The sequence below is a fragment of the Kitasatospora sp. NPDC098663 genome (assembly GCF_044760075.1).
Lineage (GTDB): Bacteria > Actinomycetota > Actinomycetes > Streptomycetales > Streptomycetaceae > Kitasatospora.
The window spans coordinates 75,455-98,233 of the sequence record NZ_JBIWAP010000004.1; the positions used below are offsets into that span (position 1 = coordinate 75,455).

Annotated in this window: 21 protein-coding genes; 9 read left to right on the forward strand and 12 right to left on the reverse strand. The window is 74.2% G+C overall.

Annotated features, from left to right (window positions below):
• Positions 1-101 precede the first annotated feature (101 nt).
• From ACIQVZ_RS05630 to ACIQVZ_RS05650, 5 genes are read left to right on the forward strand one after another with little or no spacing between them, the layout of a single operon-like run.
• A complete protein-coding gene (locus ACIQVZ_RS05630; protein ID WP_402447442.1) occupies positions 102-1,070 on the forward strand; it encodes a cobalamin biosynthesis protein in 969 nt (322 codons plus the stop codon).
• Complete coding sequence (locus ACIQVZ_RS05635; RefSeq protein WP_350880323.1) at positions 1,067-2,605, forward strand: cobyric acid synthase; 1,539 nt, start codon at positions 1,067-1,069, stop codon at positions 2,603-2,605. The genes ACIQVZ_RS05630 and ACIQVZ_RS05635 overlap by 4 nt, the downstream gene beginning before the upstream one ends.
• Positions 2,602-4,737, forward strand: coding sequence for a putative cobaltochelatase (locus tag ACIQVZ_RS05640; protein ID WP_402447444.1), 2,136 nt, complete (start codon positions 2,602-2,604; stop codon positions 4,735-4,737). Before ACIQVZ_RS05635 ends, ACIQVZ_RS05640 begins: the two co-directional genes overlap by 4 nt.
• A gap of 6 nt (positions 4,738-4,743) precedes the next feature.
• On the forward strand, positions 4,744-5,349 hold the full coding sequence (gene cobO / locus ACIQVZ_RS05645) for a cob(I)yrinic acid a,c-diamide adenosyltransferase (protein WP_350880327.1): 606 nt from the start codon (positions 4,744-4,746) through the stop codon (positions 5,347-5,349).
• A 4-nt stretch (positions 5,350-5,353) separates the two neighbouring features.
• Positions 5,354-6,763 carry a cobyrinate a,c-diamide synthase gene (locus ACIQVZ_RS05650; RefSeq protein WP_402447447.1) on the forward strand — a complete coding sequence of 470 codons (1,410 nt, stop codon included), beginning with the start codon at positions 5,354-5,356 and terminating at the stop codon, positions 6,761-6,763.
• A gap of 132 nt (positions 6,764-6,895) precedes the next feature.
• Here ACIQVZ_RS05650 and ACIQVZ_RS05655 read toward each other — a convergent pair whose 3' ends face one another.
• Positions 6,896-7,357 (reverse strand): prevent-host-death family protein, encoded by a 462-nt coding sequence (locus tag ACIQVZ_RS05655; protein WP_402447449.1) that lies wholly within the window; start codon positions 7,355-7,357, stop codon positions 6,896-6,898.
• A 70-nt stretch (positions 7,358-7,427) separates the two neighbouring features.
• Positions 7,428-7,892 carry a hypothetical protein gene (locus ACIQVZ_RS05660; protein ID WP_350880335.1) on the reverse strand — a complete coding sequence of 155 codons (465 nt, stop codon included), beginning with the start codon at positions 7,890-7,892 and terminating at the stop codon, positions 7,428-7,430.
• A 369-nt stretch (positions 7,893-8,261) separates the two neighbouring features.
• On the opposite strand from ACIQVZ_RS05660, the gene ACIQVZ_RS05665 reads away from it, so the two are divergent.
• Positions 8,262-9,065, forward strand: coding sequence for a serine hydrolase (locus ACIQVZ_RS05665; RefSeq protein ID WP_402447451.1), 804 nt, complete (start codon positions 8,262-8,264; stop codon positions 9,063-9,065).
• A gap of 21 nt (positions 9,066-9,086) precedes the next feature.
• Positions 9,087-10,046 carry a hypothetical protein gene (locus ACIQVZ_RS05670; RefSeq protein ID WP_350880339.1) on the forward strand — a complete coding sequence of 320 codons (960 nt, stop codon included), beginning with the start codon at positions 9,087-9,089 and terminating at the stop codon, positions 10,044-10,046.
• Positions 10,047-10,068: 22 nt separating this feature from the next.
• On the opposite strand, the gene ACIQVZ_RS05675 is transcribed toward ACIQVZ_RS05670, so the two are convergent.
• The 4 genes from ACIQVZ_RS05675 to ACIQVZ_RS05690 all read right to left on the reverse strand — a co-directional run bounded on the left by ACIQVZ_RS05675 (position 10,069) and on the right by ACIQVZ_RS05690 (position 14,233).
• Positions 10,069-10,863: a hypothetical protein gene (locus ACIQVZ_RS05675; RefSeq protein WP_402447453.1), complete on the reverse strand. Its 795-nt coding sequence runs from the start codon at positions 10,861-10,863 to the stop codon at positions 10,069-10,071.
• 66 nt (positions 10,864-10,929) lie between these two features.
• Positions 10,930-11,964 carry a TolB family protein gene (locus ACIQVZ_RS05680; RefSeq protein WP_402447454.1) on the reverse strand — a complete coding sequence of 345 codons (1,035 nt, stop codon included), beginning with the start codon at positions 11,962-11,964 and terminating at the stop codon, positions 10,930-10,932.
• The gene (locus ACIQVZ_RS05685; RefSeq protein WP_402447456.1) at positions 11,961-13,292 is read right to left on the reverse strand and encodes an MFS transporter; all 1,332 of its coding nucleotides are present in this window, start codon (positions 13,290-13,292) and stop codon (positions 11,961-11,963) included. Before ACIQVZ_RS05685 ends, ACIQVZ_RS05680 begins: the two co-directional genes overlap by 4 nt.
• Before the next feature lie 5 nt (positions 13,293-13,297).
• Positions 13,298-14,233, reverse strand: a complete 936-nt coding sequence (locus tag ACIQVZ_RS05690) for an alkaline phosphatase family protein (RefSeq protein ID WP_350880347.1) — start codon at positions 14,231-14,233, stop codon at positions 13,298-13,300.
• Positions 14,234-14,476: 243 nt separating this feature from the next.
• Between ACIQVZ_RS05690 and ACIQVZ_RS05695 the strand changes: the two genes are divergently transcribed.
• Positions 14,477-15,715: a cobalamin biosynthesis protein gene (locus ACIQVZ_RS05695; protein WP_402447459.1), complete on the forward strand. Its 1,239-nt coding sequence runs from the start codon at positions 14,477-14,479 to the stop codon at positions 15,713-15,715.
• Positions 15,712-16,758: an Rv2231c family pyridoxal phosphate-dependent protein CobC gene (cobC, locus tag ACIQVZ_RS05700; RefSeq protein WP_402447460.1), complete on the forward strand. Its 1,047-nt coding sequence runs from the start codon at positions 15,712-15,714 to the stop codon at positions 16,756-16,758. The genes ACIQVZ_RS05695 and cobC overlap by 4 nt, the downstream gene beginning before the upstream one ends.
• Positions 16,759-16,801: 43 nt before the next feature.
• Here the strand turns inward: cobC and ACIQVZ_RS05705 are convergent, their stop codons facing one another.
• The 6 genes from ACIQVZ_RS05705 to ACIQVZ_RS05730 form a co-directional block, all read right to left on the reverse strand.
• The gene (locus tag ACIQVZ_RS05705; protein WP_402447461.1) at positions 16,802-17,593 is read right to left on the reverse strand and encodes an MOSC domain-containing protein; all 792 of its coding nucleotides are present in this window, start codon (positions 17,591-17,593) and stop codon (positions 16,802-16,804) included.
• The gene (locus ACIQVZ_RS05710) at positions 17,590-18,120 is read right to left on the reverse strand and encodes a hypothetical protein (RefSeq protein WP_350880355.1); all 531 of its coding nucleotides are present in this window, start codon (positions 18,118-18,120) and stop codon (positions 17,590-17,592) included. The genes ACIQVZ_RS05705 and ACIQVZ_RS05710 overlap by 4 nt, the downstream gene beginning before the upstream one ends.
• Positions 18,121-18,169: 49 nt before the next feature.
• Positions 18,170-19,267, reverse strand: a complete 1,098-nt coding sequence (locus ACIQVZ_RS05715; protein WP_402447463.1) for an LLM class flavin-dependent oxidoreductase — start codon at positions 19,265-19,267, stop codon at positions 18,170-18,172.
• A 217-nt stretch (positions 19,268-19,484) separates the two neighbouring features.
• A complete protein-coding gene (gene glnII / locus ACIQVZ_RS05720) occupies positions 19,485-20,507 on the reverse strand; it encodes a glutamine synthetase (RefSeq protein ID WP_350880359.1) in 1,023 nt (340 codons plus the stop codon).
• A 238-nt stretch (positions 20,508-20,745) separates the two neighbouring features.
• Complete coding sequence (locus ACIQVZ_RS05725) at positions 20,746-21,831, reverse strand: SCO1860 family LAETG-anchored protein (RefSeq protein WP_402447465.1); 1,086 nt, start codon at positions 21,829-21,831, stop codon at positions 20,746-20,748.
• Between the two features lie 184 nt (positions 21,832-22,015).
• Complete coding sequence (locus ACIQVZ_RS05730; protein ID WP_402447467.1) at positions 22,016-22,693, reverse strand: uracil-DNA glycosylase; 678 nt, start codon at positions 22,691-22,693, stop codon at positions 22,016-22,018.
• Positions 22,694-22,779 lie beyond the last annotated feature (86 nt).

The following is a 22,779-nucleotide window of genomic DNA, read 5'->3' on the forward strand; positions in this document are numbered from 1 at the left end:
CCGGTACGTCGATCCAGGGCGCGGACCCTGAGTGAGGACACGCACGCGATGCAGGCTGCCCCGCCCTGCCGGACCCCACGCGGCCTTCCGCCGAACCCGCCGTGCGCCCGCTGACCCGCGCCGCCGCGTTCGCGCTCGGCGCCGCCGCGGGCTTCGCCGCCGACGCCCGCTTCGCCGACCCCCGGCGCGGCCACCCGGTGGCCGTCTTCGGCAGTGCGGCGACCCGGCTGGAGCGGCGGGTGTGGCAGGACGACCGGGTGGCCGGCGCCGGGTACACGGCGCTGTGCGTGGGCGCGGTCGCGGCCGGCGCGGCGGCCCTGGACCGTACGGTGGGCCGGCGTCCGCTGGGCCGGGCCGCGCTGGCGGCCGCCGCGACCTGGACGGTGCTGGGCGGCACCTCGCTGACCCGCGAGGCGCGCACCATCGGCCGGTCACTGGCCACCGGCGACCTGACGGCCGCGCGGGAGCGGCTGCCGCACCTGTGCGGGCGGGACCCGAGCGCGCTGGACGGGCCTCAGATCGCCCGCGCGGTAGTCGAGTCGGTGGCCGAGAACACGGCGGACGCCGTGGTGAACGCGCTGGTCTGGGGCGCGCTGGCGGGCACCCCGGGGCTGCTGGCGTTCCGCGCGGTGAACACGCTGGACGCGATGGTCGGCCACCGCTCGCCGCGGTACGCCCGGTTCGGCTGGGCCTCGGCCCGGCTGGACGACGTGGCGGGCTGGCCGGGCGCCCGGCTGACGGCGCTGCTCACGGTGGCCGCCGCGCCGCAGCCGAAAACGGCCTGGCGGGTCTGGCGGCGGGACGGCTCGGCGCACCCGAGCCCGAACGCGGGCCAGGCGGAGGCGGCCTTCGCGGGCGCGGTGGGCGTCCGACTGGGCGGGACCCTCCAGTACGGGGAGCGGGTGGAGCACCGGCCGGTGCTGGGCGCGGAGTTGCGGCCGGTGACGGTCGACGACATCGAGCGGGCCTGCGTGCTCTCCCGGCGGGTGGGCGCGCTGGCCCTGGGTACGACGGTCGCGGGGCACGTCGCGCTGCGCTCGCTGACGACACGGTGGAGGGGAAGGGCATGAGCAACGCATTGCTGGTCGCCGGGACGACCTCGGACGCGGGCAAGAGCGTGGTGACCGCGGGCATCTGCCGCTGGCTGGCCCGGCAGGGGGTGCGGGTCGCTCCGTTCAAGGCGCAGAACATGTCGCTGAACTCCTTCGTCACCGCCGACGGCGCCGAGATCGGCCGGGCACAGGCGATGCAGGCGCAGGCGGCCCGGGTGGAACCGGAGGCGGCGATGAACCCGGTGCTGCTGAAGCCGGGCGCGGACGGCCGCAGCCAGGTGGTGCTGCTGGGCCGGCCGGTCGCCGAGGTGGGCGCGCTGGACTACCGCGAGCGCAAGCCCGTCCTGCTGGAACGGTCGCTGGAGTGCCTGGCGGATCTGCGCCGCCGCTACGAGGTGGTGGTCTGCGAGGGCGCCGGCTCGCCCGCCGAGATCAACCTGCGGGACCGGGACATCGCCAACATGGGCCTGGCGACGGCCGCCGGGCTGCCGGTGGTAGTGGTCGGGGACATCGACCGCGGCGGCGTCTTCGCGGCGATGTACGGGACGCTGGCACTGCTGTCGGCGGAGGACCAGCGGCATGTGGCGGGCTGGTTCGTCAACAAGTTCCGCGGCGACGCGCGGCTGCTGGCGCCCGGCCTGGAGATGCTGCACGGGCTGACCGGCCGTCCGGTGCTGGGCACCCTGCCGATGCTGCCGGGCCTGTGGCTGGACGCCGAGGACTCGCTGGACCTGTCCACGGTGGTGGACCGGGTGGACGGCCGCGGCCCGCTCGGGGCGGACGTGCTGCGGGTCGCCGTGGTGCGCTTCCCCCGGCTGTCGAACTTCACCGACCTGGACGCGCTGGCCCAGGAGCCCGGCGTGCTGGTGCGCTGGGTGACCAGGCCGGAGGAACTGGCCGACGCCGACCTGGTGGTGCTGCCCGGCACCCGGGCCACCGTGGCCGACCTGGCCTGGCTGCGCGAACGCGGCCTGGAGCCGGCGCTGAAGGCGCGGGCGGCGGCCGGGCTGCCGGTCCTCGGGGTGTGCGGCGGCTACCAGATGCTGGCGCGCGGGATCGAGGACGAGGTGGAGTCCGGGGCCGGCTCGGTCGACGGCCTGGGCCTGCTGCCGACGCACGTGCGGTTCGGCGCCGAGAAGGTGCTGGCGCGGCCGGTCGGCACGGCGTACGGGCAGCGGGTCGAGGGGTACGAGATCCACCACGGGGTGGTGGCCGTGGAGGGGGGCGAACCGTTCTTCTCCGATGACGACGGGCACGGCCTGGACGGCTGCCGGGTCGGCCCGGTGTGGGGCACGACCTGGCACGGCGCGCTGGAGAACGACGGCTTCCGTCGTGAACTCCTGCGCGAGGTCGCCGCGTTGGCGGGACGGGCGTTCGTGCCGGCGCCGGACACCTCGTTCGCCGAGGCGCGCGAGGCCCGGCTGGACCGGCTGGGCGACCTGATCGAGGAACACGCGGACACCGACGCGCTGTGGAAGCTGATCGAGGGCGGGGTGCCGGCGGCCGGATCGCTGCCGTTCCTGGCGCCCGGGGCACCTGGGGAGTATGCATGAGTGACGTCCGCTATCCGTTCACCGCGATCGTCGGCATGCCCGACCTGCGGCTCGGGCTGCTGCTCAACGCGGTCTCGCCGGCCGTGGGCGGCGTGCTGGTGCGCGGCGAGAAGGGCACCGCGAAGTCGACCATGGTGCGCGCGCTGGCCGGCCTGCTGCCGACCCTCGCGGCCGTCGACGGCTGCCGGTTCGCCTGCGACCCGGCCGCTCCGGACCCGCAGTGCCCGGACGGGCCGCACGACCGCCCCTCGGCGTCCGAACGCCCCGCCCAGCTGGTCGAGTTGCCGGTCGGCGTGGCCGAGGACCGGATCGTCGGCTCGCTCGACCTGGAACGGGCGCTCGCCGAGGGCGTCAAGGCGTACGAGCCGGGGCTGCTCGCCAAGGCGCACCGCGGCGTGCTCTACATCGACGAGGTGAACCTGCTCCAGGACCACGTCGTGGACCTGCTGCTGGACGCCGCCGCGATGGGCCGCTCGTACGTCGAGCGCGAGGGCGTGTCGGTGCGGCACGCCGCCCGCTTCCTGCTGGTCGGCACGATGAACCCGGAGGAGGGTGAGCTGCGGCCGCAGCTGCTCGACCGGTTCGGCCTGACCGTCGAGATCGCCGCCACCCGGGACCCGGCCGAGCGCGCCGAGGTGGTCCGCCGCCGGCTCGGCTACGACGCCGACCCGGCCGGCTTCGCCGCGCGGTTCGCCGCGGACGAGCAGGCGCTCGCCGAACGCATCACCGCCGCCCGGGAGTTGCTGCCCAAGGTGGAGCTGACGGATGTGGCGCTGCGTCAGATCACCGCCGTGTGCGCCGCGTTCGAGGTCGACGGGCTGCGCGCCGACATCGTGATGGCCCGCACCGCCGTCGCGCTCGCCGCCTGGGACGGGCGGACCGAGGTGCTGGAGGAGGACGTCCGCAAGGCCGCCCAGCTGGCGCTGCCGCACCGGCGCCGCCGCAACCCCTTCGACGCGCCGGGGCTGGACGAGGAGCAGCTCGACCGGACGCTGGAGGAGCATGCGCAGCCTTCGGAGCCCGAGGAGCCCGAGGAGCCTTCGGAGCCCGAGGGGTCCGGGGGGTCCGGGGGTTCGGGAGAGGCTGAGGGCGAGGGCGAGGGCGACGGCCCCGAGGACGACGGTCCGGGCCCGGACGGCGGCCCCGGCGGCGGCCCGGACGGCGGCGGAGCCCCCGAGCCCGCCTCCGGCCCGGAAGCGTCGGCCGCCGAGCCGGAGGAGCCGCTCCAGCAGCCCGTACCGGCCCAACACCCCGCCCCCACACGGGAGTCGGCGCCGGTCGCGGCCGGCGACCCGTACCGGACCAAGCTGTTCACCGTGCAGGGCACCGGCCACGGCGCCCAGGGCCGCCGCTCCCCCGCCGAGACCACCGGCGGGCACACCGTGCGCGCCCGGCGCCCCCAGGGCACACTCAGCCGCCTGCACCTGACCGCCACCCTGCAGGCCGCCGCACCGCACCAGGCCGCGCGTGGGCGGGCCGGCCGGGCGCTGGTGCTGCGCAAGGACGACTTCCGCGAACAGGTCCGCCAGGGGCGGGAGTCCAACCTGGTGCTGTTCGTCGTCGACGCCTCCGGCTCGATGGCCGCCCGGCAGCGGATGACCGCCGTCAAGGGCGCCGTGCTGTCCCTGCTGATGGACGCCTACCAGCGGCGCGACAAGATCGGCATGATCACCTTCCGGGGCGCGGACGCCGAACTGGCGCTGCCGCCGACATCGTCCGTGGAGGTCGGCGCGGCCCGGCTGGAGTCGCTGCCCACCGGTGGCCGCACCCCGCTGGCCGCCGGCCTGCTGCGCGCGCACGAGGTACTGCGGGTGGAGCGGCTGCGCGACCCGAGCCGCCGCCCGCTGCTGGTCGTGGTGACCGACGGCCGGGCCACCGGCGGGCGGGACGCGCTCGCCCGGTCGCAGCGCGCGGCCGGGCTGTTCGCCGCACAGGGCACCGCCAGCGTGGTGCTGGACTGCGAGTCCGGCCCCGTCCGGCTCGGCCTCGCCCGCACCCTGGCCGGGCTGCTCGGCGGCACCGCCGTCAGCCTGGACGAGCTGCGCCCCGAGGGCGTCGCCTCGCTCGTCCGCGAGAACCGGCAGGACAGCCGGCGCGAGAACCGTGCTACCACCATGCGAAAGGCGGCCTGAGCCGACATGCCCAAGGGTGTCCCCGAGAGCGTCCCCGACGACGGCCTGACGACCCGTCAGCGCCGCACGCAGCCGATCACCGCCGTGCACACCGGCCCCGGCAAGGGCAAGTCCACGGCCGCGTTCGGCATGGCACTGCGGGCCTGGAACCAGGGCTGGCCCGTCGGGGTGTTCCAGTTCGTGAAGTCCGCCAAGTGGAAGGTCGGCGAGGAGAACGCGCTGCGCGTGCTCGGCGCCTCCGGCGAGGGCGGGACGGTCGACTGGCACAAGATGGGCTCCGGCTGGTCGTGGATCCAGCGCTCCAGCGAGATGGAGATGGACAGTGAGGCGGCCGCCAAGGAGGGCTGGGAGCAGGTCAAGCGCGACCTGGCGGCCGAGACCTACCGCTTCTACGTGCTGGACGAGTTCACCTACCCGATGCACTGGGGCTGGGTCGACCCCGAAGAGGTCGTGTCGGTGCTCAAGGACCGCCCGGGCAGCCAGCACGTCGTCATCACCGGCCGGTATGCGCCCGAGCCGCTGACCGGATTCGCCGACCTGGTCACCGAGATGACCAAGGTCAAGCACCCCATGGACGCCGGCCGCAAGGGCCAGCGCGGTATCGAGTGGTAGACCGTTGAGCACTGCCGGCAGGCCGTTGGCCGCCATCCCCCGCCTCGTCATCGCCGCGCCCTCCTCCGGCGCCGGCAAGACCACCGTCGCCACCGGCCTGATCGCGGCGCTCGCCGCGCGCGGGCTGGCGGTGTCCCCGCACAAGGTCGGCCCCGACTACATCGACCCGGGCTACCACGCGCTCGCCGCCGGGCGCCCGGGCCGTAACCTGGACGCCTTCATGTGCGGCCCGGAGCGGATCGCCCCGCTCTTCCTGCACGGTGCGGCAGGGGCCGACGTCGCGGTGGTCGAGGGGGTCATGGGCCTGTTCGACGGAGCCTCCGGGCGGGGGGAGCTGGCCTCCACCGCGCACGTCGCCAAGCTCCTGCGGGCGCCCGTGGTCCTGGTGGTGGACGGCTCCTCGCAGTCCCGGTCGGTGGCCGCGCTGGTGCACGGCTTCGCCTCCTGGGACCCTGAGGTGCGCCTCGCCGGGGTGATCCTCAACCGGGTCGCCTCCGACCGGCACGAGCACCTCCTGCGCGAGGCCCTGGAGGAGGGCTCGGGCGTGCCCGTGCTGGGCGCGCTGCGCCGCTCCACCGCCGTCGCCACGCCGTCCCGCCACCTCGGGCTGATCCCAGCCGTGGAGCGCTCGGCGGAGGCCCTGCGCGCCGTCGCCGACATGGGTGAACTCGTCGCCGCCTCGGTCGACTTGGATGCCCTGCTCGAACTCGCCGGGACGGCACCGGAGTTGACCGCCGAACCGTGGGACCCGTCGGCCGAGGTCGACCCGGTGGCCGGCACGCCGCGGATCGCGGTGGCGGGCGGCGCCGCGTTCTCCTTCTCGTACGCCGAGAACGCCGAACTCCTCACCGCCGCAGGCGCCGAGGTCGTCCCCTTCGACCCGCTGCACGCCTCGGCACTGCCCGACGGCACGGCCGGCCTGGTGATCGGCGGCGGCTTCCCCGAGCTGTACGTCCGGGAACTCAGCGGCAACACGGCGCTGCGCGGCGCCATCTCGGCGTTCGCCGCCGGCGGCGGCCCGATCGCCGCCGAATGCGCCGGACTCCTCTACCTCGGGCGCGAGTTGGACGGCCTGCCGATGTGCGGCGTGCTGGACACCGGCGCCCGGATGACCGAACGGCTCACCCTCGGCTACCGGGAGGCCGTCGCCCTGCACGACTCCCCGCTCGCCCCGACCGGCACCCGGGTGCGCGGCCACGAGTTCCACCGCACGGTCTGCGAACCGGGCGCGGGCGAACACCCCGCCTGGGGCTGGCGCCTGCCCACCGGCCCCCGCACCGAGGGCTTCGCGGGCAGCCACGTCCACGCCTCCTACCTGCACCTGCACTGGGCCGGAGCCCCGTCCCTGGCCACCTCCTTCACCTCCGCCGCAGCCACCTACCAGGCAACCCCCGGGAGCCCTGCGTCACCGTGATCCCCCTCGGCGGCGGCCCTGCGTCGGCAGGGCCCGAGGGCCGGACGCCCGTCCGCTACGCCTCGGTGTCCTTCGGATGCCTGGGCAAGGCGTAGACGGGTGGGGGTGCGACGTCATCACCGCGCTTCGGGCTCACGGCTCGATCACCTCGCCGTGATCGTCACCGGGCAGGGGCCTGGCGAGCTCTGCCGCCAGCTCCGGATCCGCCAGCACTCTCGCGGTGGCTCGCCACTCGACTATCACCCGGTGCAGATTGGCGTGCACGCCCAGGTCCACGGCGTCGCGCGTCGCGTCCACGAGGTCGACGACGAACTCGCGCACCTCATCGGCCGACAGGTGCCGGACCCAGGGGAAGACGGCGGGGAGAGCCAGGAGCACTGCCCGCGTGCCCTCATCGCTGCCGATCAACGCGGCGAACAGGCGAGCGGCGACATCCGCGGTCTGCTCGCGCTGACGGTCGTGACGCTCGGTGGTGAGGTACAGGTCCTCCCCGTCGCGACGCGTGACGTGCACGCGCTGGACTCGCTCCACACTGTCCGCGACGCGCTTGGAGTTCTTCGACAGGTCGGAGAACGACACGGTGAGAGTCGACATGGCTCGACGCTAGTTCGGAACACGTTCCGAAGTCAACCGCACGGGGCCGCCCGGCCGCGCCCTGCCCGTCTCAGGACGGGCCGTTGCCGAAGGTGCCGGTCAGGGGATCGGGGCGGTCGGCGCGGTGGCAGGGGGCGCAGCGGAGGCGGGTGTAGATCGCCACCGGGCCCATGAAGACGTCCTCGCGGCCGTCCGCCGGGGAGGCGGAGGCGGCCGGCCCGCCGCAGTCCAGGCAGACGCGGCGGGGGCGGGCGGCGATGGAGCAGGCGCGGCAGACCAGGTGGGTCGGGTGCTCGGCGTGGACGACCACGGGCTGGGGGCCGCCGTTGAGCAGGTGGACGCACCACGTACAGGACTCGTCCGCCTGCGCCGCCAGCATCCGGGCCCTGGTCTCCTGCTGCCACCTGGCGGCCCTCTGCACCGGGACCGTCACCGGCGGCCCCCACCCGGCGGCACTGAGCCACTGGGCGCCCTCCGCCCCGGCCGCCCGCAGCTGGTCGTCGACGGCGATGTCCCTGGGGGTCCTGTCCTTCATCGGCTCCTCCTCCGGTGCGGTTCCCGCCGGGTTAACGCCACCGGGGAGGGCATGGACACGCGAACGGCCCGACCACTACGGCCGCCTGCGGCTGCCCGCGCACGCCCGGACCGACCGTCACCGCCGGGCCGCCCCGGCCCCCCAACGTACGCCGAAGTGCCGGACCGCGCGGCGGTTCAGCCACAGACGCCGGGGGCCGCGCTCAGCCCAGCAGGGGCTCGGCGCCACCGTGGGCGATGCGGATCTTGCCCGCCAGGCCGTCGAGTTGGGCGCGAGGATGCGCTCCTAGCACATGGCGTGTGATGCCCCCGGGCGGGTAGACGACAGTTAGCCTGAACCCAACCGGCACGAAAGGAACGGGGTGGCCTGATGGTCGATTCCGACGGCGTGCGTACTGCGATCGCCGCACAGATCGAGGAGTTCACCCAAGGTACCAACGCGGGTGTGCGCAGCGTCCTGGTCAAGACACTCGGCAACCCGCAGCTCACCGTCGCCCACCGTGCGGACCTCGTGCTGCCCGCCGCGAGCCTGGCGAAGATGATCCTGGGGGTCGCGCTCTTCGAGTGGGCCGAGCGCGGCGAAGTCGACCTGGACGCCCGGGTCCGCATCGGATCCCTTCCCGGCACCATGTACCCGAGCGTGCTCCAAGCCCTCGACCCCGATTCGACCGTCACCGTACGGGAGCTGTGTGGCTTCACCCTGGTGACCAGTGACAATCCAGCGGCCGAGCACCTTCGCGCGGTGCTGGGTCAGGACCGGATCGACGCCACGATCAAGACACTCGGGCTGCACGCGACCCTCTTCCCGGCAGGGTTCTCCGAGCGTGAACTCGGCCCCCTCGGACGCGCCAACACCACCACCGCCGAGGACGTGCTGCGGCTGGTCGAGCACATCGACCGGGCGCCGCATCTGGAGCCGATCCGCCGGTACCTGGTCAACTACCTGAGGAACGACAGGATTCCGTCCCGGCTGGACGACGATGTCCCGGTGCGGCACAAGACCGGCAGCCTACGTGGCATCGTCAACGATGCGGGCATCGTCCTCCATCCGGCCACTCCCATCGCCATGGTGTTCCTGACGGACAATCAGTCCGATAACGTTCGTACGGCGCAGGAGATCGGGGAAGTCTCCGAGCGGATCGTCCGGATCATCGCAGACGGTGCGGCGTCCTGACGTCGCCCACGGGGGTGCCGCATGGCCGTGTCTCGAGAGCGACAACTGCGCAAGATCCTGGCGCTCGTCAACATCCTCGCACTCACCACGGGACTGGCGTGCGTGGTGGCGGCCGCACTGCTGACCCACCAGCAGGTCGTCGCCACCGTTCTCAGCCTCATCGGCGGCGCCTTCGTCTCGGCCGCGGCCGTGACCCTGGCCATCGGATCCCTCACCGTGCGGGAGACCACGGAGCAGGTGGACAGCGCTGTCCTTCGCGGCATGCAGGACGTCCTCGGCCCGGTACGCGATCCGCTGTTCTCCGGCGCGCTGTCCGCCTACCGCTACGACTGCCTGCTCTCACCTGCGCCCGCAGGCGACGCCCACCCCGACTACCTCTACCAGAGCTTCCGGATCTCCTACCGGATCGACGTCCTCCCCAAGACGGTGACCATCGCCTGTCTCGCCTCCAACGACGATGCGGGCCTGGACGGATTCACCGGGCCGGAGTGCCTGCTCCGGTGGATGGTCGACGACAACCTGGATCCGGACGATCCCGAGGTCTTCACCATCGGAGCGGTCCGGGTGGACAACCGGGACCTGGAACGCAGGCCCTCGACGCATGAGACCGTCGCCGGCGGGCGAGCCCGGATCGACCACTTCTCGGTGCCTCGCGACGCCCAGGTCACCATGGGCCATCTCGTCGAGCTGAGCATCACGGCACGCAAGTTCGTGGGCCACGATCGCCGGGTCCGCATCCAGGCTCAGGTGTTCCGCCACGTCACCGATGCCGAGTACCGGCTCACCATCGACCCTGCTCTCAAACCTACCCGCCTGAGCGTGAACGCCTCGGAGATCAGCGCACTCGGGGCGGCCCACGGCGCAAGTGTCCGGGCCACCTTCCCCGCCCCCTTCAACAACACGGCAGGCCTGATCCAGCTGCCCTTCCCGCTCCAGCCGGGGAGCGTCATGGCGTTCACCATCGACCGGGACGTGGCCTGAGCTGCCGTGCCGCGCTGCGGGCTCAGCCGGTGGCGCGGATGTAGATGTCGGCGGCGCCGGGGGCGGCGCCGGGGATGGTGGCGACGTAGATGCGGCGGGTGGTCTGGGGGTGGGTGGGGGGCGTCGTGGGGGTGAGGGAGGGGGTGGGGGTGGGTGTGGGTGTCGGGGTGGAGGTCGGGGTCGGGGGGAGGGTGACGGAGGGGGTGTCGTCGTCGAGCTCCGGGGTGGGGTCGGCGTCGGCGTCGGCGTCTGGTTCGGCGTCGGGGTCGGCGGCCTGGAGGCCAGGGGGTGCCGGGGGCGCCGGGTCGGCGGTGGGGGTGAGGGAGAGGGTGGGTGACGGGGTGGGGGTCGGGGTGGGCTCGGGGTCCGGGAGGAGTTCGGGGGCCTCGGCCGGGCCGTCGCCGCCGAGGGCGGCGGTGAGGTCGGCGGGGAGGGGGGCGGCGGGGCCGGGGGCCGGGAGGTCGTAGGCGCGGAGGAAGTCGCCGAGGCCGACGTCCTTGCCCGCGACGCGGTAGTGCAGGTAGGCGATGGGGGCGCCGTCGGGGGTGTGGGTGTAGATGGCGCCGACGGGGACGTAGGAGCGGCCGACGCCGGGGTGCTGGGAGGGGTGGAGGCCGGCGAGGAGTTCGGCCCGGTCGCGGTCGGTCTCGCGGCCGACGCGGCCGGCGGTGAGCGAGTTGACGCCGCGCACCACGAGGGCGGCCGCGACGGACACGCAGAGGACCAGTCCGACGGCGACGGTGCGCCGCAGGACGGGTCGGCCGTGCAGGGCCGGCCAGGAGTCGGTGACCGCGCGCTCGGGCGGGATGCCGTCCACGATTGTCGTTCCCCCGTTCGATCAGGACGTCATTGTGCTCGACGAGGGACCGTAGCCGAGAGTTCCTCAGCCCAGGTAGGCGGGGGCGACCGCGGCCTGGGTGACCCGCCGGGGGGCGCCGCCGCCGTCGGCGGGGACGGTCCACAGGTCGGCGCCGTAGTCGCCGGGCATGGCGTAGAGGAGCGTACCGCTGTCCGACCAGACGGCCTGGTCGTCGATGTTGCGCTGTTCGGCGGTGGCGGTCTCGGTCATGGTGGCGAGGTCGAGGACGTACAGGCGCCAGGGGGCGTCGGGGGACAGGCCGGGGACGCGCTCCTTGTACGCGATGCGGGTGCCGTCCGGGGAGAGCGAGGGGCACTCGACGTTCTCGTGCAGGGTGGTGAGGGTGTGGGCGGCGAGGTCGCCGCGGGCGAGGTGGGTGTGGCCGCCGGTGGCGAGGGTCGCGTAGAAGGTGTTGTCGTCGGCGAAGGTCACGCCCCAGATGTTGATGTCGTGGGCCTGGTACGGGTGGCCGTCCTTGATCACGTCGAAGGTCTCCAGGTTGTCCCGGAGGTTCCAGTCGCGGACGTCGACGATGGAGGTGCGGGTGGAGAAGTCGGTGCCCGCGTAGGAGTCGCCGCTGACGAAGACCGTCCAGGCGGCGAGGTGTCCGGACGGGGAGACCCGGGAGCGGGTGGGGATGCCGGCCGCCGGGTAGGAGCGCCGTTCGCGCAGGTGGTCGTCGAGGACGACGGCTCGGTAGGTGTCCTCCAGGGCGCCGTGCTGGGCCTGGAGGCAGATGCCGGTGCCGGCGGCGGCGTAGAAGCGCAGGCACTGGACGCCGGAGGCGGTGCGCGGACCGTCCGGGCGGTCGGCGGGGACGGCGGTGAGTTCGTCGCGGTGCGGGCCCCAGGCCATGTTGCGGAAGACCAGTGTCCGCCCCTCGGAGGGCTCTTGCAGGGTGACGGCGCCCTCGGTGACGGCGGGGCCACCGGGCTGGGCCTGGTCGCGCCGGGCGGTGCGGTCGGCGGCGTGGAGGACGGCCCCGGTGCCGACGGCGCCGAGCAGCAGGACGGCGGCCAGGAGGATGATCACCCTGGTCCGGTTCTGGAGTCGGTTCACGGGCTCTCCTCGACGGTGGTGGTGGCGGCGGGTTCACGCAGGACGGCGGCCGCGCCGAGCACGCAGAGCGCGAGCGCCCCCGCCGACCAGCCCAGCGCGCCGGTGCCGCCGACCGCGCTCCACAGCGCGCCGAACAGCAGCGAGCAGGCGAACCGGGCGAGGGCCTGCCCGGTGCCGACCAGGGCGAGTCCGGCGCCGCGCTGCCCGGCCGGGACGGCGTCGGCCGCGGCGGCGGCGAGCACGCCGTCGGTGGCCGCGTAGAAGGCGCCGTGCAGCACGAGGACGCAGACGGCCACCGCCGGGCCGCCGGCCGGCGAGAGCAGCAGCCCGTACGCGAGCAGCAGCAGCACGTGCCCGCCGAGGAAGAGCCGGCGGCGGCCGATCCGGTCGGCGAGGGCGCCGAGCGGGACGGCGAGCAGCAGGAAGGCGGCGGCGGTGCCCAGCGGCAGCAGCGGGAACAGGTCGACGGAGAGGCCGAGCCGGCGCTGGACGAGGAGGTAGAGGAAGGAGTCGCTGACGGTGGTGAGTCCGAGCAGGACGGCGCAGAGCGTGAGCCGTCGCAGCCCGGGAAGCCGCAGCAAGGTGAGGCTGTCACGCAGCGAGGGTACGACAGTTGACGAATCGTCAGCCGACGTCCGGTTCGGCACGAACAGCAGCAGGACCAGTACGCCGAGGGCTGCGACGCACGCGCTGACCGTGAACACCGCGTTGTAGCCGTGCCGTTCGCCCCCGTCGGCGAGCATCGGCCCGCCCGCCAGGCGCAGCACGAGGAAGGCGGTGAGCGGGCCGAGCAGGGCGCCGGCGGTGTCCATCGCCCGGTGCACGCCGAACGCCCGTCCGCGGTGGGCGGGTTCGGTGGAGAGCGAGATCATCGCGTCCCGGGGCGCGGTGCGCAGGCCCTTGCCGGTGCGGTCGACGGCGATCACGGCGCCGATCAGCGGCACGGTGTGGACGAGCAGCAGCAGCGGCTTGCAGAGCGCGGACAGGCCGTAGCCGACGGCCGCGACGGCCTTGTGGCGGGCGGCGCCGTCACGGCCGCGACGGTCGGCGAGGTGGCCCCCGGCGAGGCGCACGAGCGCGCTGAACCCGTTCTGGATGCCGTCCAGCAGCCCGAACCCGAGCGGGGAGAGGCCGAGGCCGGTGAGCAGGTAGAGCGGCAGGACGGCGGTGACCATCTCGGAGGAGATGTCGGTGACCAGGCTGACGGCGCCGAGGGCGAGCACCGTCCCGGGTACGGCGCGCAGGGCGGCGCCGCGCCGCCCCGGCGACTCCGTTGCGGAGGCCGGGGCGGCGGGGGCCTTGGAGCTGCGGGAGTCCGCGACGTACACGGGCGTCAGTTCCAGATGCCGGTGATGTCGGTGGCGTTGGCGGCGTTGCCCGCGTGGGTGGTCAGCCCGGCGAGGTCCTCCAGGGTGCGCAGCACGTTGTAGTGGTTGTAGGTGGTGCCGGTGCTGCTGCCGGGGGTGACGTGGGCGCCGTAGACGACGGTCGGGATGCGGTTGCCGGCGAGGCGGTTGTCCTCGTCGAAGGTGACCACGAGCAGGCTGTTGTGGCTCTTGGCCCAGGTGGCGTAGGCGGCGAGGTTGGTCTGCAGCCAGGTGTCACCGGTGCCGACGGAACAGTCGTGCATGTCGTTGCACAGGTCCGGGATGACGAAGGAGACCTTGGGCAGGGTGGTGTAGTCGGTCGGGAAGGCGTCCATGCCGTAGGCGCTGGAGGCGGGCACGTTGCCGAAGCCGAACCACGGGTTGTGCTTCTGCGCGTAGTTGTCGACGCGGCAGTCGGTGGCGCCCTGGGCGGGCAGGCCCTCGTTGTAGCTGGCCCAGGTCTGGCCGGCGGCGAGCAGTTCGGAGCCCAGGTTGGGCTGCTGGAGGGCGCCGACGTCGACGCAGCTGTCGTCGGTGACGCCCTGGGCGCTGCCGGAGAACAGCATGTAGTAGTTGGGCTGGCTGGGGTGGGTGAGCGCGAAGGACTGGGTGAGCGCGGCGCCGCCGGCGACCAGCGTGTTGTTGATGTACGGCGCGCTGGAGCTGCTGCCGATGACCTGCGAGTAGGCGTGGTTCTCCATCATCACGACGATCACGTGGTCGGGCGAGGGCAGCCCGCCGGCGGTGTCGGCGGCCGCGCTGCCGCCGGCGGCCCACAGGCCGAGCGAGCCGCCGACGAGGCCGAGCCCGGCGGCGAGGGCGGTGAGGGGTCGGCGGAGCGGGCGGCGGGTGGGGCGGCGGGGGGACGTGGTTCCGGGGGTGCGGAGTCGTGCGAAGGCCATCGGGTCCTCCGTGCGTCGGGGCTGCCTGGTTGGAGCGCCGAGAACAGTAGGATCGCGCCGTGTCGTGTACCGCACAAGACAAGTGAAGAACAGACGAACAGCTGCCGCCCGTCGGCGGTCCACGTCACAGCCGCCCCGATTGACCCGTTCCGACCGGGCGTGGTGGGATCACGGGGGCCCTGGTGGCGGGATCGCGGATGCCCGTGCGCGGGGATCGCGGGGCTTTGGGCGAAGGAGCGGGACGTGATCGGACTGGTCGCCCTCAACGGGACGGGCCGCCTGCTGGCCGACGAGATCCACGCCGCCTGGCCCGAGACCACCCGCATCCACACCGCGGTGGTCAGTGCCTGCTTCGGTCCGACCGAGGCCCTGGAGTACGCCCTCGGCCGGGACGACCTGGTGGTCTGCCTCGCGCCGGTCGCGACCACCGTGCGGCTGTTGATCGACGGCTTGCACCTGCGCCCGGGCGGGCCCGGCCTGGTCAGCCTGGACCTGGACCTGCGCTACGCCGTCCCGCTGACCGGCCGCGACAGCGGCGCCGACGAACTGGCCGAGGAACTCGCCGCCCTGCTCGGCGTCCGGGCCGTCCTGACCAGCAGCCCTCCCCCGGCCACCGCCCCGCCCGTCGCGCAGCCAGGCCCTGTCCTGCGGGTCACCGACCGCGCCCACCCCGGCGAGGACGTGCTCCTCGTGCACCCGCGCACCCTGGTCGTCGGGGTCGGCGCGGGCGGCGGCGCCACGGACTCCGAGCTGATGCGGCTGATCACGGACACCCTGGCCGAACACGGTCTGGCCCGCGCCTCGATCGCCCGGCTGGCGACGGTGGCCGGCAAGGCGGACCACCCGGAGGTGCGCTGGGCCGCGTTCTGCCTCGGCGGGGTGCCGGTGGACGAGCACCCGGCGGCGGCCCTGGCCTCGGTGGCGGTGCCGAACCCGTCGGACCTGGTCGGCGCGGCCGTCGGCACCGCGAGCGTCGCCGAGGCGGCCGCCCTGGCGAGCGCTCCGGGTGGCGAACTCGTCGCCACCAAACGGAAGTCCGCCGCGGCGACGGTCGCGATCGCCCGGGCGGCGGTCCGCGGACGCCTCGCCGTCGTCGGGCTCGGGCCCGGCGCGCACGACCTGCTGGTGCCGCGCGCGCTGGCGGAACTGCGGCGCGCGTCGGCGGTCGTGGGCGCGCCGGGCGCGGTCGGGGCGGTCGCCGAGCTGCTGCGGCCCGGGACCAGGCGGATCGCGGCGGACGACGGCGCCGGGGCGGCCGCCGGCGCGGCCGTCGACCCGACTGTCGACATGGCTGTCGACATGGCTGTCGACCTGGCTGTCGACCTGGCCGCGCACGGGCACGCCGTCGCGCTGGTCGCCCTCGGCGACGGCGCGGCGCTGAGCGTGCCGCCAGGCGCGTACGACGTCCACCGCGTCCCGGGGCTGCCCCTCCACCCACTCGCCCCCGATGCGCCCGCCCACCCACAAGGAGACCCCGCGTGACCGCCCCCGAACCCGACCTGCGCCACCACGGCGACGCCGAGGTGCGCGCCGACGGGTCCGGCCTGGTCGACCTCGCCGTCAACGTCCGCACCGGCACACCCCCGACCTGGCTGCGCGACCGGCTCGCGGCGACCCTCGGCGACCTCGCCGCCTACCCCGACCAGGGCGCCGCCCGCGCCGCGGTGGCCGCCCGGCACCGGCGGCCGACCGACGAGGTGCTGCTCACCTCGGGGGCGGCGGAGGCCTTCGTCCTGCTGGCCCGCGTCCTGACGGCACGTCACATCGTCGTGGTCCACCCGCAGTTCACCGAACCCGAGGCGGCGCTGCGGGACGCCGGACACCAGGTGCACCGGGTGCTGCTGCCCCCCGAGGACGGGTTCCGACTGGGGGCCGTCCCGGAGGAGGCCGACCTGGTCGTCCTCGGCAACCCCACCAACCCGACCTCCGTCCTGCACCCCGCCGACGCCGTCGCCGCGCTCGCCCGCCCCGGACGCACCCTGGTGGTCGACGAGGCGTTCATGGACACCGTGCCCGGCGAACGCGAGTCCCTCGCCCCGACCCGGGACCTGCCCGGCCAGGTGGTCGTCCTGCGCAGCCTCACCAAGACCTGGGGCCTGGCCGGGCTGCGGATCGGCTACGTCCTCGGGCCCGCGCCGCTGATCGCCGCGCTCGGCGCCGCCCAGCCGCTCTGGCCGGTCTCCACCCCCGCGCTGGCCGCCGCCGAGGCGTGCAGCAGCCCGGCCGCGCTAGCCGAGGCGGAGGAGGCGGCCGCCGAACTGGCCCTGTGGCGGACGTACTTGCTGAAGGGCCTGGCCGCCTTCCCGACTCTTCGGGTGTACGGCGAGCCGGCCGCGTCCTTCGTCCTGGTACGGCTGCCGGAGGCGGCGGCCGTCCGGGAGCGGCTGCGCGGGCGCGGCTTCGCCGTCCGGCGCGGGGACACCTTCCCGGGGCTGGGCGAGGAGTGGCTGCGGATCGCCGTCCGGGACGAGGCCACCACCGACCGCTTCCTGGACGCCCTCGCCGCCGTCCTCGGCCCAGCCTGACCCCTCCGCCTGCCCCTGCCCCTGCCCCTGCCCCTGCCCAACCTCAGCCCAACCTGATCGCATCCCCCACCGCGACCCGGCCGGGCACCAGCACCTGCGCGTACACCCCCGCGCAGGGCAGCGCGGGCATGCCCTCCAGCGGGACCAGGCGGTTCCGCTCGGCCGGGACGCGCAGGGCCGACGTGCTCCGGGGCAGCGGCCCGTGCCGCAGGGTCGGGACGGCGCAGCGCGGCGTGGGCACCACGATGCGCAGCCGCAGCGCCGGCCCGATCGCCACCTCCCGCCCCACCCAGGCGTTCTCGACGTACCCCTCGCCCTCGGTACGGATCACCAGGTTCGGGCGGTAGCGCTCCGCCTCGGCGCCGGTCGCGGCCAGCGTCGAGGTGGTGACCAGGTGCAGCGGGGCGAAGTCGAAGAAGCCGCCGTCCGGCGCGGCCCGGCCCAACTCATTGACGGTGACGTCGACTTCGGCCTCGATGCCGTGCGCCAGCACCTCCTCCGGCACGGCCCGCTCGATCGTCGCCCCGGGCGGGCGCTCGGCGATCAGGGCGACCTTGCGGCCGAGCGCCGCCGACAGCTCCTCCTCGTCCACGCACCGCCCGTCCGGGCCGGTGATCACCACGCCGCCCGCCGTGGTCGCCGCCGTGTAACCGAGCAGGCCCGCCCACAGCCGCGGGTTCTTGGCGCTGGCGACCTTCCCGGTGTCGAGGTCGAGCAGGGCGCGGCCGCGGTCCCGCTCCAGGCCGCGCCCGTCCACTCCGACCGCCGCGAGCTCCTCCCCCAGCAGCGACTTCACCGGGTAGCGCCGCAGCCGTTCGACCGTCCCGATCCTCATGCCGCGACCGCCCATTCGCGCAGGGCCGTGAAGTCGGCGGCCAGCAGGCCGAGTCGGGGGTTGACGTGGAACGTGAGCGCGGGGGCGGGGTGGTGGGCGGCTATCCAGGCGGTGTCCTGCGGGCCGAGTTCGTCGTCCACCCAGACGAACGGGCGGCCGTCCGCCCAGGCGACCACGTCCCGGGTCTTCCAGTGCAGGCCGTCCGGGTCCTGCCCGAACAGGTCCGTCCACTGGATGTAGGGGAGTTCGGGCAGTCCGAGGTTCGGGCCGATGTGGGTGTTCGCCTCGCCCATCCAGCCGGTGGCCCACACCAGTTCGTACGGCAGGCCGAGCAGTTCCGGCCCGTGCGCCGGGTTCAGCCACACCCGCAGCGGCTTCGCCCGCGCGTGGGAGTGGCGCGCCTGCCGGTCCGCCCACCAGGTCGGGAGCAGGCGGTGGGTGTCGTACCCCTGCGGCCGCCGGGTCTTCGGTGCGGCGTAGGGGTTGAGCGGTCCGTCCACGTCGAGGAGGAGCAGGGGCAGCGTCATGCCGTGAATTCTCCGGCCGCCCCGGCGGATTGACCAGCGGTTTGCGGGTTCACGGCCGGTGCCACAGGTTGCGGGCGGCCAGCAGCGGCAGCACGCCCTCGCCGAACCAGTACGCCTCCTCCAGGTGCGGCATGCCCGACAGCACGAACTCGTCGATCCCCAGCTCGTGGTACTCGGTGATCAGGTCCGCGACCTCGCGGTGGCTGCCCACCAGGGCCGTCCCGGCGCCGCCGCGCAGCAGGCCGATCCCGGCCCACAGCCCCGGGTACACCTCCAGCCGCTCGGCCGAGCCGCCGTGCAGCGCGAGCATCCGCCGCTGGCCCTGCGACTCGCTCTCGGCGAGCGCCCGCTGGGTCCGGCGCACGTGCCCCGGGTCCATTCCGGCGAGCAGCCGCTCGGTCTCCGCCCAGGCCTGCGCGGCGGTGTCCCGGGTGATCACGTGCAGCCGGATCCCGAACCGCACCACCCGCCCGCGGGCGGCGGCGAGTTCGCGGATCCAGCGGATCTTCTCCCGCACCTGGGCGGGCGGTTCGCCCCAGGTCAGGTAGACGTCCGCGGACCGCGCCGCGACCTCGCCGGCCGCCGGGGACGAGCCGCCGAAGTACACCGCCGGCACCGGCTCCGGCAGCCGGTTCAGCCGGGCCCGCTCGACCCGCAGATGGGGCCCGTGGTGGTCGACCGTCCCGCCCGCCCACAGCTGCCGGACGATGTCCAGGAACTCCCCGGTCCGCGCGTACCGGGCGTCCTTGTCCAGGAAGTCCCCGTAGGCGCGCTGCTCGGCGGACTCCCCGCCGGTCACCACGTTCAGCAGCAGCCGCCCGCCGGACTGCCGCTGGTACGTCGCGGCCATCTGCGCGGCCAGCGTCGGACTGATCTGCCCGGGCCGGAACGCCACCAGGTACTTCAGCCGCTCCGTCACCTGCGTCAGCATCGCCGTCGTCAGCCAGGCGTCCTCGCACCACGCACCGGTCGGCGTCAGCACCCCCTCGAACCCCAGCTGCTCGGCGCTGCGGGCGACCTGCCCCAGGTACCCCAGGCTCGGCGGCCGGTCCGTGCCCGCCGCCCCCGGCGTGGACCCGTGTCCGCCCCCGACGATCTGCCGGCTGTCACCGTTGGTGGGAAGGAACCAGTGGAACACGATCGACATGGACGGACACGCTCCTACGCCGGGTTGCCTGCGGGATGAGGACGGAGACACTCACCGGCAACACGCGGCCGCGCACACCCGCACCAGGTCCACGTGCAGACGTCGCACGAGAACACGGCGGGCGGAAGCGGTCATGCGAGCGATTATGCCCGACGACGACGGCCGCCGGCCCTCCCTCGTACGGGAGGACCGGCGGCCGGTGCGCGGAGGGGGCGGATCAGACCTGGCCGGCCTTCTCCAGGGCCTCACAGCAGGTGTTGATCATGAGGCGGGTGACGACGTAGGGGTCGACGTTGGCGTTCGGGCGACGGTCCTCGATGTAGCCCTTCTGCTCCACCTCGACCTGCCACGGGATGCGGACCGACGCGCCGCGGTTGGAGACGCCGTAGCTGTAGACGTTCCACGGGGCGGTCTCGTGCTTGCCGGTCAGGCGGGACTGGATGTCGTCGCCGTACTGGCTGACGTGCTCCAGCACCTTGTCCTGGGAGGCGCCGAGCGACTCGCAGGCGGTGATGATGGCGTCGTAGCCCTCGCGCATCGCCTTGGTGGAGAAGTTGGTGTGCGCGCCCGCGCCGTTCCAGTCGCCCCTGACCGGCTTGGCGTCCAGGGTGGCGTCGATGCCGAACTCCTCGGCGGTGCGGTACAGCAGGTAGCGGGCGATCCACAGGTCGTCCGAGACGGTCAGCGAGGAGACCGGGCCGATCTGGAACTCCCACTGGCCGGGCATGACCTCGGCGTTGATGCCGCAGATCGCCAGACCGGCGTCGATGCAGCGGTCCAGGTGCAGCTCGACGATCTCGCGGCCGAAGACCTCCTCGGCGCCGATGCCGCAGTAGTAACCGCCCTGCGGGGCCGGGAAACCGCCCTCCGGGAAGCCGAGCGGGCGGGAGCCCTTGAAGAAGGTGTACTCCTGCTCGATGCCGAAGATCGACTCCTGGGCCGCGTACTTCTCGTCGACCTCGCGCAGCAGGGCGCGGGTGTTGGACTTGTGGGGGGTGCCGTCGGTCTCCAGCACCTCGCACAGGACGAGGATGTTGTCACCGCCGCGGATCGGGTCCGGCACGACCTTCACCGGGTCCAGCACGCGGTCCGAGGCGTGGCCCTCCGCCTGGTTGGTCGAGGAGCCGTCGAAACCCCAGGTCGGGATCTTGTCCGCGTTGGGCAGGACCCGAGTCTTGGAACGGAGCTTCGCGGTCGGCTTGGTGCCGTCGATCCAGATGTACTCGGCCTTGATTGCCACGGCGGTGTACCTCGCATTGCTGGGTGGTGGGTGCCCGCGTAGCGTCGCAAGCCGCCGTTTCCCGGTTGTTCCTCTCGTGTAACGCGGATGTGAACCAACCCTCCGTATTGGCACGGTCACGGTGCGGGAGTGCCAGGGCCGCAACCGGAGTGTCGGGAGCGGCGCCCGGTGCGGGAGCGGCGCCCGGGGTGCCTGGGTGGCACCCGGGACGGCGCTCCCGCACCGCGAGGGCCGGGGATCAGTGCCGGCGGGCGTGCGCGGCCCGGCGGCGCCGGGTGGCCCACAGGGCACCGGCCCCGCCGGCGACGAGGGCGGCGGCCCCGGCGGCCAGCGGGCCGGTGGCGCTGCTGCCGCCGGTCGCGGCGAGGCCGGCGGCCGGCTTCTGCGACGGGCCGGGCTTCTCGGTGGCGGCCTGCGGGACGACGGCGCGGTTGGTGGTGGTGTCGGCGACCGGCTGGGCGGTGGCGGCGGTACCGGTCGGCGCGGGCGACGTCGGGGCCTGGGTCGGGGTCGCGCCGGCAGCCGGCACCGAGGGCTTCTCGCAGCTCACCGAGGCCACGGTGATCTTGCCGGTGACCTTGGCGACGTTCAGGTTCAGCGGGTTCACCTCCACCTGGACCTCCAGGGCGGAGGCGGCGGCGGTGGTCGAGGTGGTGCTCTTCTTGGAGAGCTCCACCGACACGCTGCCGATCAGCGGCACGTCCACCTTGGTCGGCCCGTACAGGCCGATGGTGACGGGCTTGCCGAGCACCGTCAGCTTGGCGGGCGCGACGACGTCCGCGGTCGGCTGCCCGTCGACGGGGCAGGTCGCCTCGGCGCTCATCGCCTCCAGGCCGATCAGCGTGGTGGCGGGCAGGCCGGGGGCGTGCACGTCGGCGTTGACCAGCTTGACGGAGGCGGCGGTGCCCTTGGCATCGATGCGGGTCACGGCCGTGCCGACGTCGGCCTTGACCAGGGTGACCGGGCCCTGCTGGTCGACGCCGTCGACCTTGGCGGTGAGGAGCGAGCCCTCGCGCTGGGCCGGCGTCTCCACCTTGTTGAGCGCGAGGTCCACGGGGACGTCGACCGCCTTGTTCAACAGGCTGACGTCCAGGGCGAGTTCGGCGGTGACGGCGCGCGCCTTGCCGGGCGAGGCGGCGGACGACGGAGCGGACGACGCGGTGGCCGCCGGGGCGGCCGGGGCGGCGTACGCGGGCGGGACGGTGAGCAGCGTGCAGGCCGCGACCACGGCGGCGGCGGAAGCGGTTCGGCGGACGGAGCCGGCGGAGCGGGCCGAACGGGCCGAACGGGCCGAACGGATCGAACTGGCGGAACGAGAAGACATGGCGGTACCCCCACAGGTGCTGTTGATCCGGAGCGCGCCCGGACGTCACCCGCGACAGGCGGGGAGGGGCCGGCGTTCCGAACGGTGAGCCGCCAGTCTTCTCGAACAGTCCGTCACAGGAGCCACACAGAACGTCATTTCACTCGTTGGAGTGAGATTGACGCCTGCCGCTGACTCCGGTCTGCTACGGCAGTCGCCAGTCCACCGGCTGCGCCCCCTGCCGCGCCAGCAGCTCGTTCGCCCGGCTGAACGGCCGCGAGCCGAAGAAGCCGCCGCTCGCCGAGTACGGGCTCGGGTGCGCCGACTCGATCGCCGGGACCTCCCCGAGCAGCGGCCGCAGGTTGCGGGCGTCGCGCCCCCACAGGATCGCCACCAGCGGGCCGCCGCGCGCCACCAGCGCCCGGATCGCCTGCTCGGTGACCTCCTCCCAGCCCTTGCCCCGGTGCGCGGCGGGCTTGCGAGGCGCGGTGGTCAGCGCGCGGTTGAGCAGCAGGACGCCCTGCCGCGTCCACGGGGTGAGGTCGCCGTTGGACGGCTGGGGCAGGCCGAGGTCGCTGCCGTACTCCTGGAAGATGTTGATCAGGCTGGCCGGGATCGGCCGGGTCTCCGGCGCCACCGAGAAGCTGAGCCCGACGGCGTGACCCGGGGTCGGGTACGGGTCCTGTCCGACGATCAGCACCCGCACGTCGGCGAAGGGCTGTTGGAAGGCCCGCAGCACGTTCGGCCCGGACGGCAGGTAGGTACGGCCGGCGGCCAGTTCGGCGCGCAGGAAGTCGCCCATGGCGGCGACCTGCCCGCCGACGGGCTCCAGGGCGGTGGCCCAACCGGGCTCGACGATCTCGTTCAGTGGACGCGGTGCCATGGTGGCCACCCTATCGGCCTACACCGACAGCGCGTTCAGCGGATGATCATGCACACGGACCCGGGGCCGCCCGGCCCGGCGGCCGG

Excerpts from the sequence above, each read along its gene's own strand:
- ACIQVZ_RS05635 (WP_350880323.1), top strand. The coding sequence starts at position 1,067 with ATGAGCAACGCATTGCTGGTCGCCGGGACGACCTCGGACGCGGGCAAG.
- ACIQVZ_RS05640 (WP_402447444.1), top strand. The coding sequence starts at position 2,602 with ATGAGTGACGTCCGCTATCCGTTCACCGCGATCGTCGGCATGCCCGAC.
- cobO (WP_350880327.1), top strand. The coding sequence starts at position 4,744 with ATGCCCAAGGGTGTCCCCGAGAGCGTCCCCGACGACGGCCTGACGACC.
- ACIQVZ_RS05655 (WP_402447449.1), bottom strand. The coding sequence starts at position 7,357 with ATGTCGACTCTCACCGTGTCGTTCTCCGACCTGTCGAAGAACTCCAAG.
- ACIQVZ_RS05660 (WP_350880335.1), bottom strand. The coding sequence starts at position 7,892 with ATGAAGGACAGGACCCCCAGGGACATCGCCGTCGACGACCAGCTGCGG.
- ACIQVZ_RS05665 (WP_402447451.1), top strand. The coding sequence starts at position 8,262 with ATGGTCGATTCCGACGGCGTGCGTACTGCGATCGCCGCACAGATCGAG.
- ACIQVZ_RS05670 (WP_350880339.1), top strand. The coding sequence starts at position 9,087 with ATGGCCGTGTCTCGAGAGCGACAACTGCGCAAGATCCTGGCGCTCGTC.
- ACIQVZ_RS05690 (WP_350880347.1), bottom strand. The coding sequence starts at position 14,233 with ATGGCCTTCGCACGACTCCGCACCCCCGGAACCACGTCCCCCCGCCGC.
- ACIQVZ_RS05705 (WP_402447461.1), bottom strand. The coding sequence starts at position 17,593 with ATGAGGATCGGGACGGTCGAACGGCTGCGGCGCTACCCGGTGAAGTCG.
- ACIQVZ_RS05710 (WP_350880355.1), bottom strand. The coding sequence starts at position 18,120 with ATGACGCTGCCCCTGCTCCTCCTCGACGTGGACGGACCGCTCAACCCC.
- ACIQVZ_RS05715 (WP_402447463.1), bottom strand. The coding sequence starts at position 19,267 with ATGTCGATCGTGTTCCACTGGTTCCTTCCCACCAACGGTGACAGCCGG.
- ACIQVZ_RS05725 (WP_402447465.1), bottom strand. The coding sequence starts at position 21,831 with ATGTCTTCTCGTTCCGCCAGTTCGATCCGTTCGGCCCGTTCGGCCCGT.
- ACIQVZ_RS05730 (WP_402447467.1), bottom strand. The coding sequence starts at position 22,693 with ATGGCACCGCGTCCACTGAACGAGATCGTCGAGCCCGGTTGGGCCACC.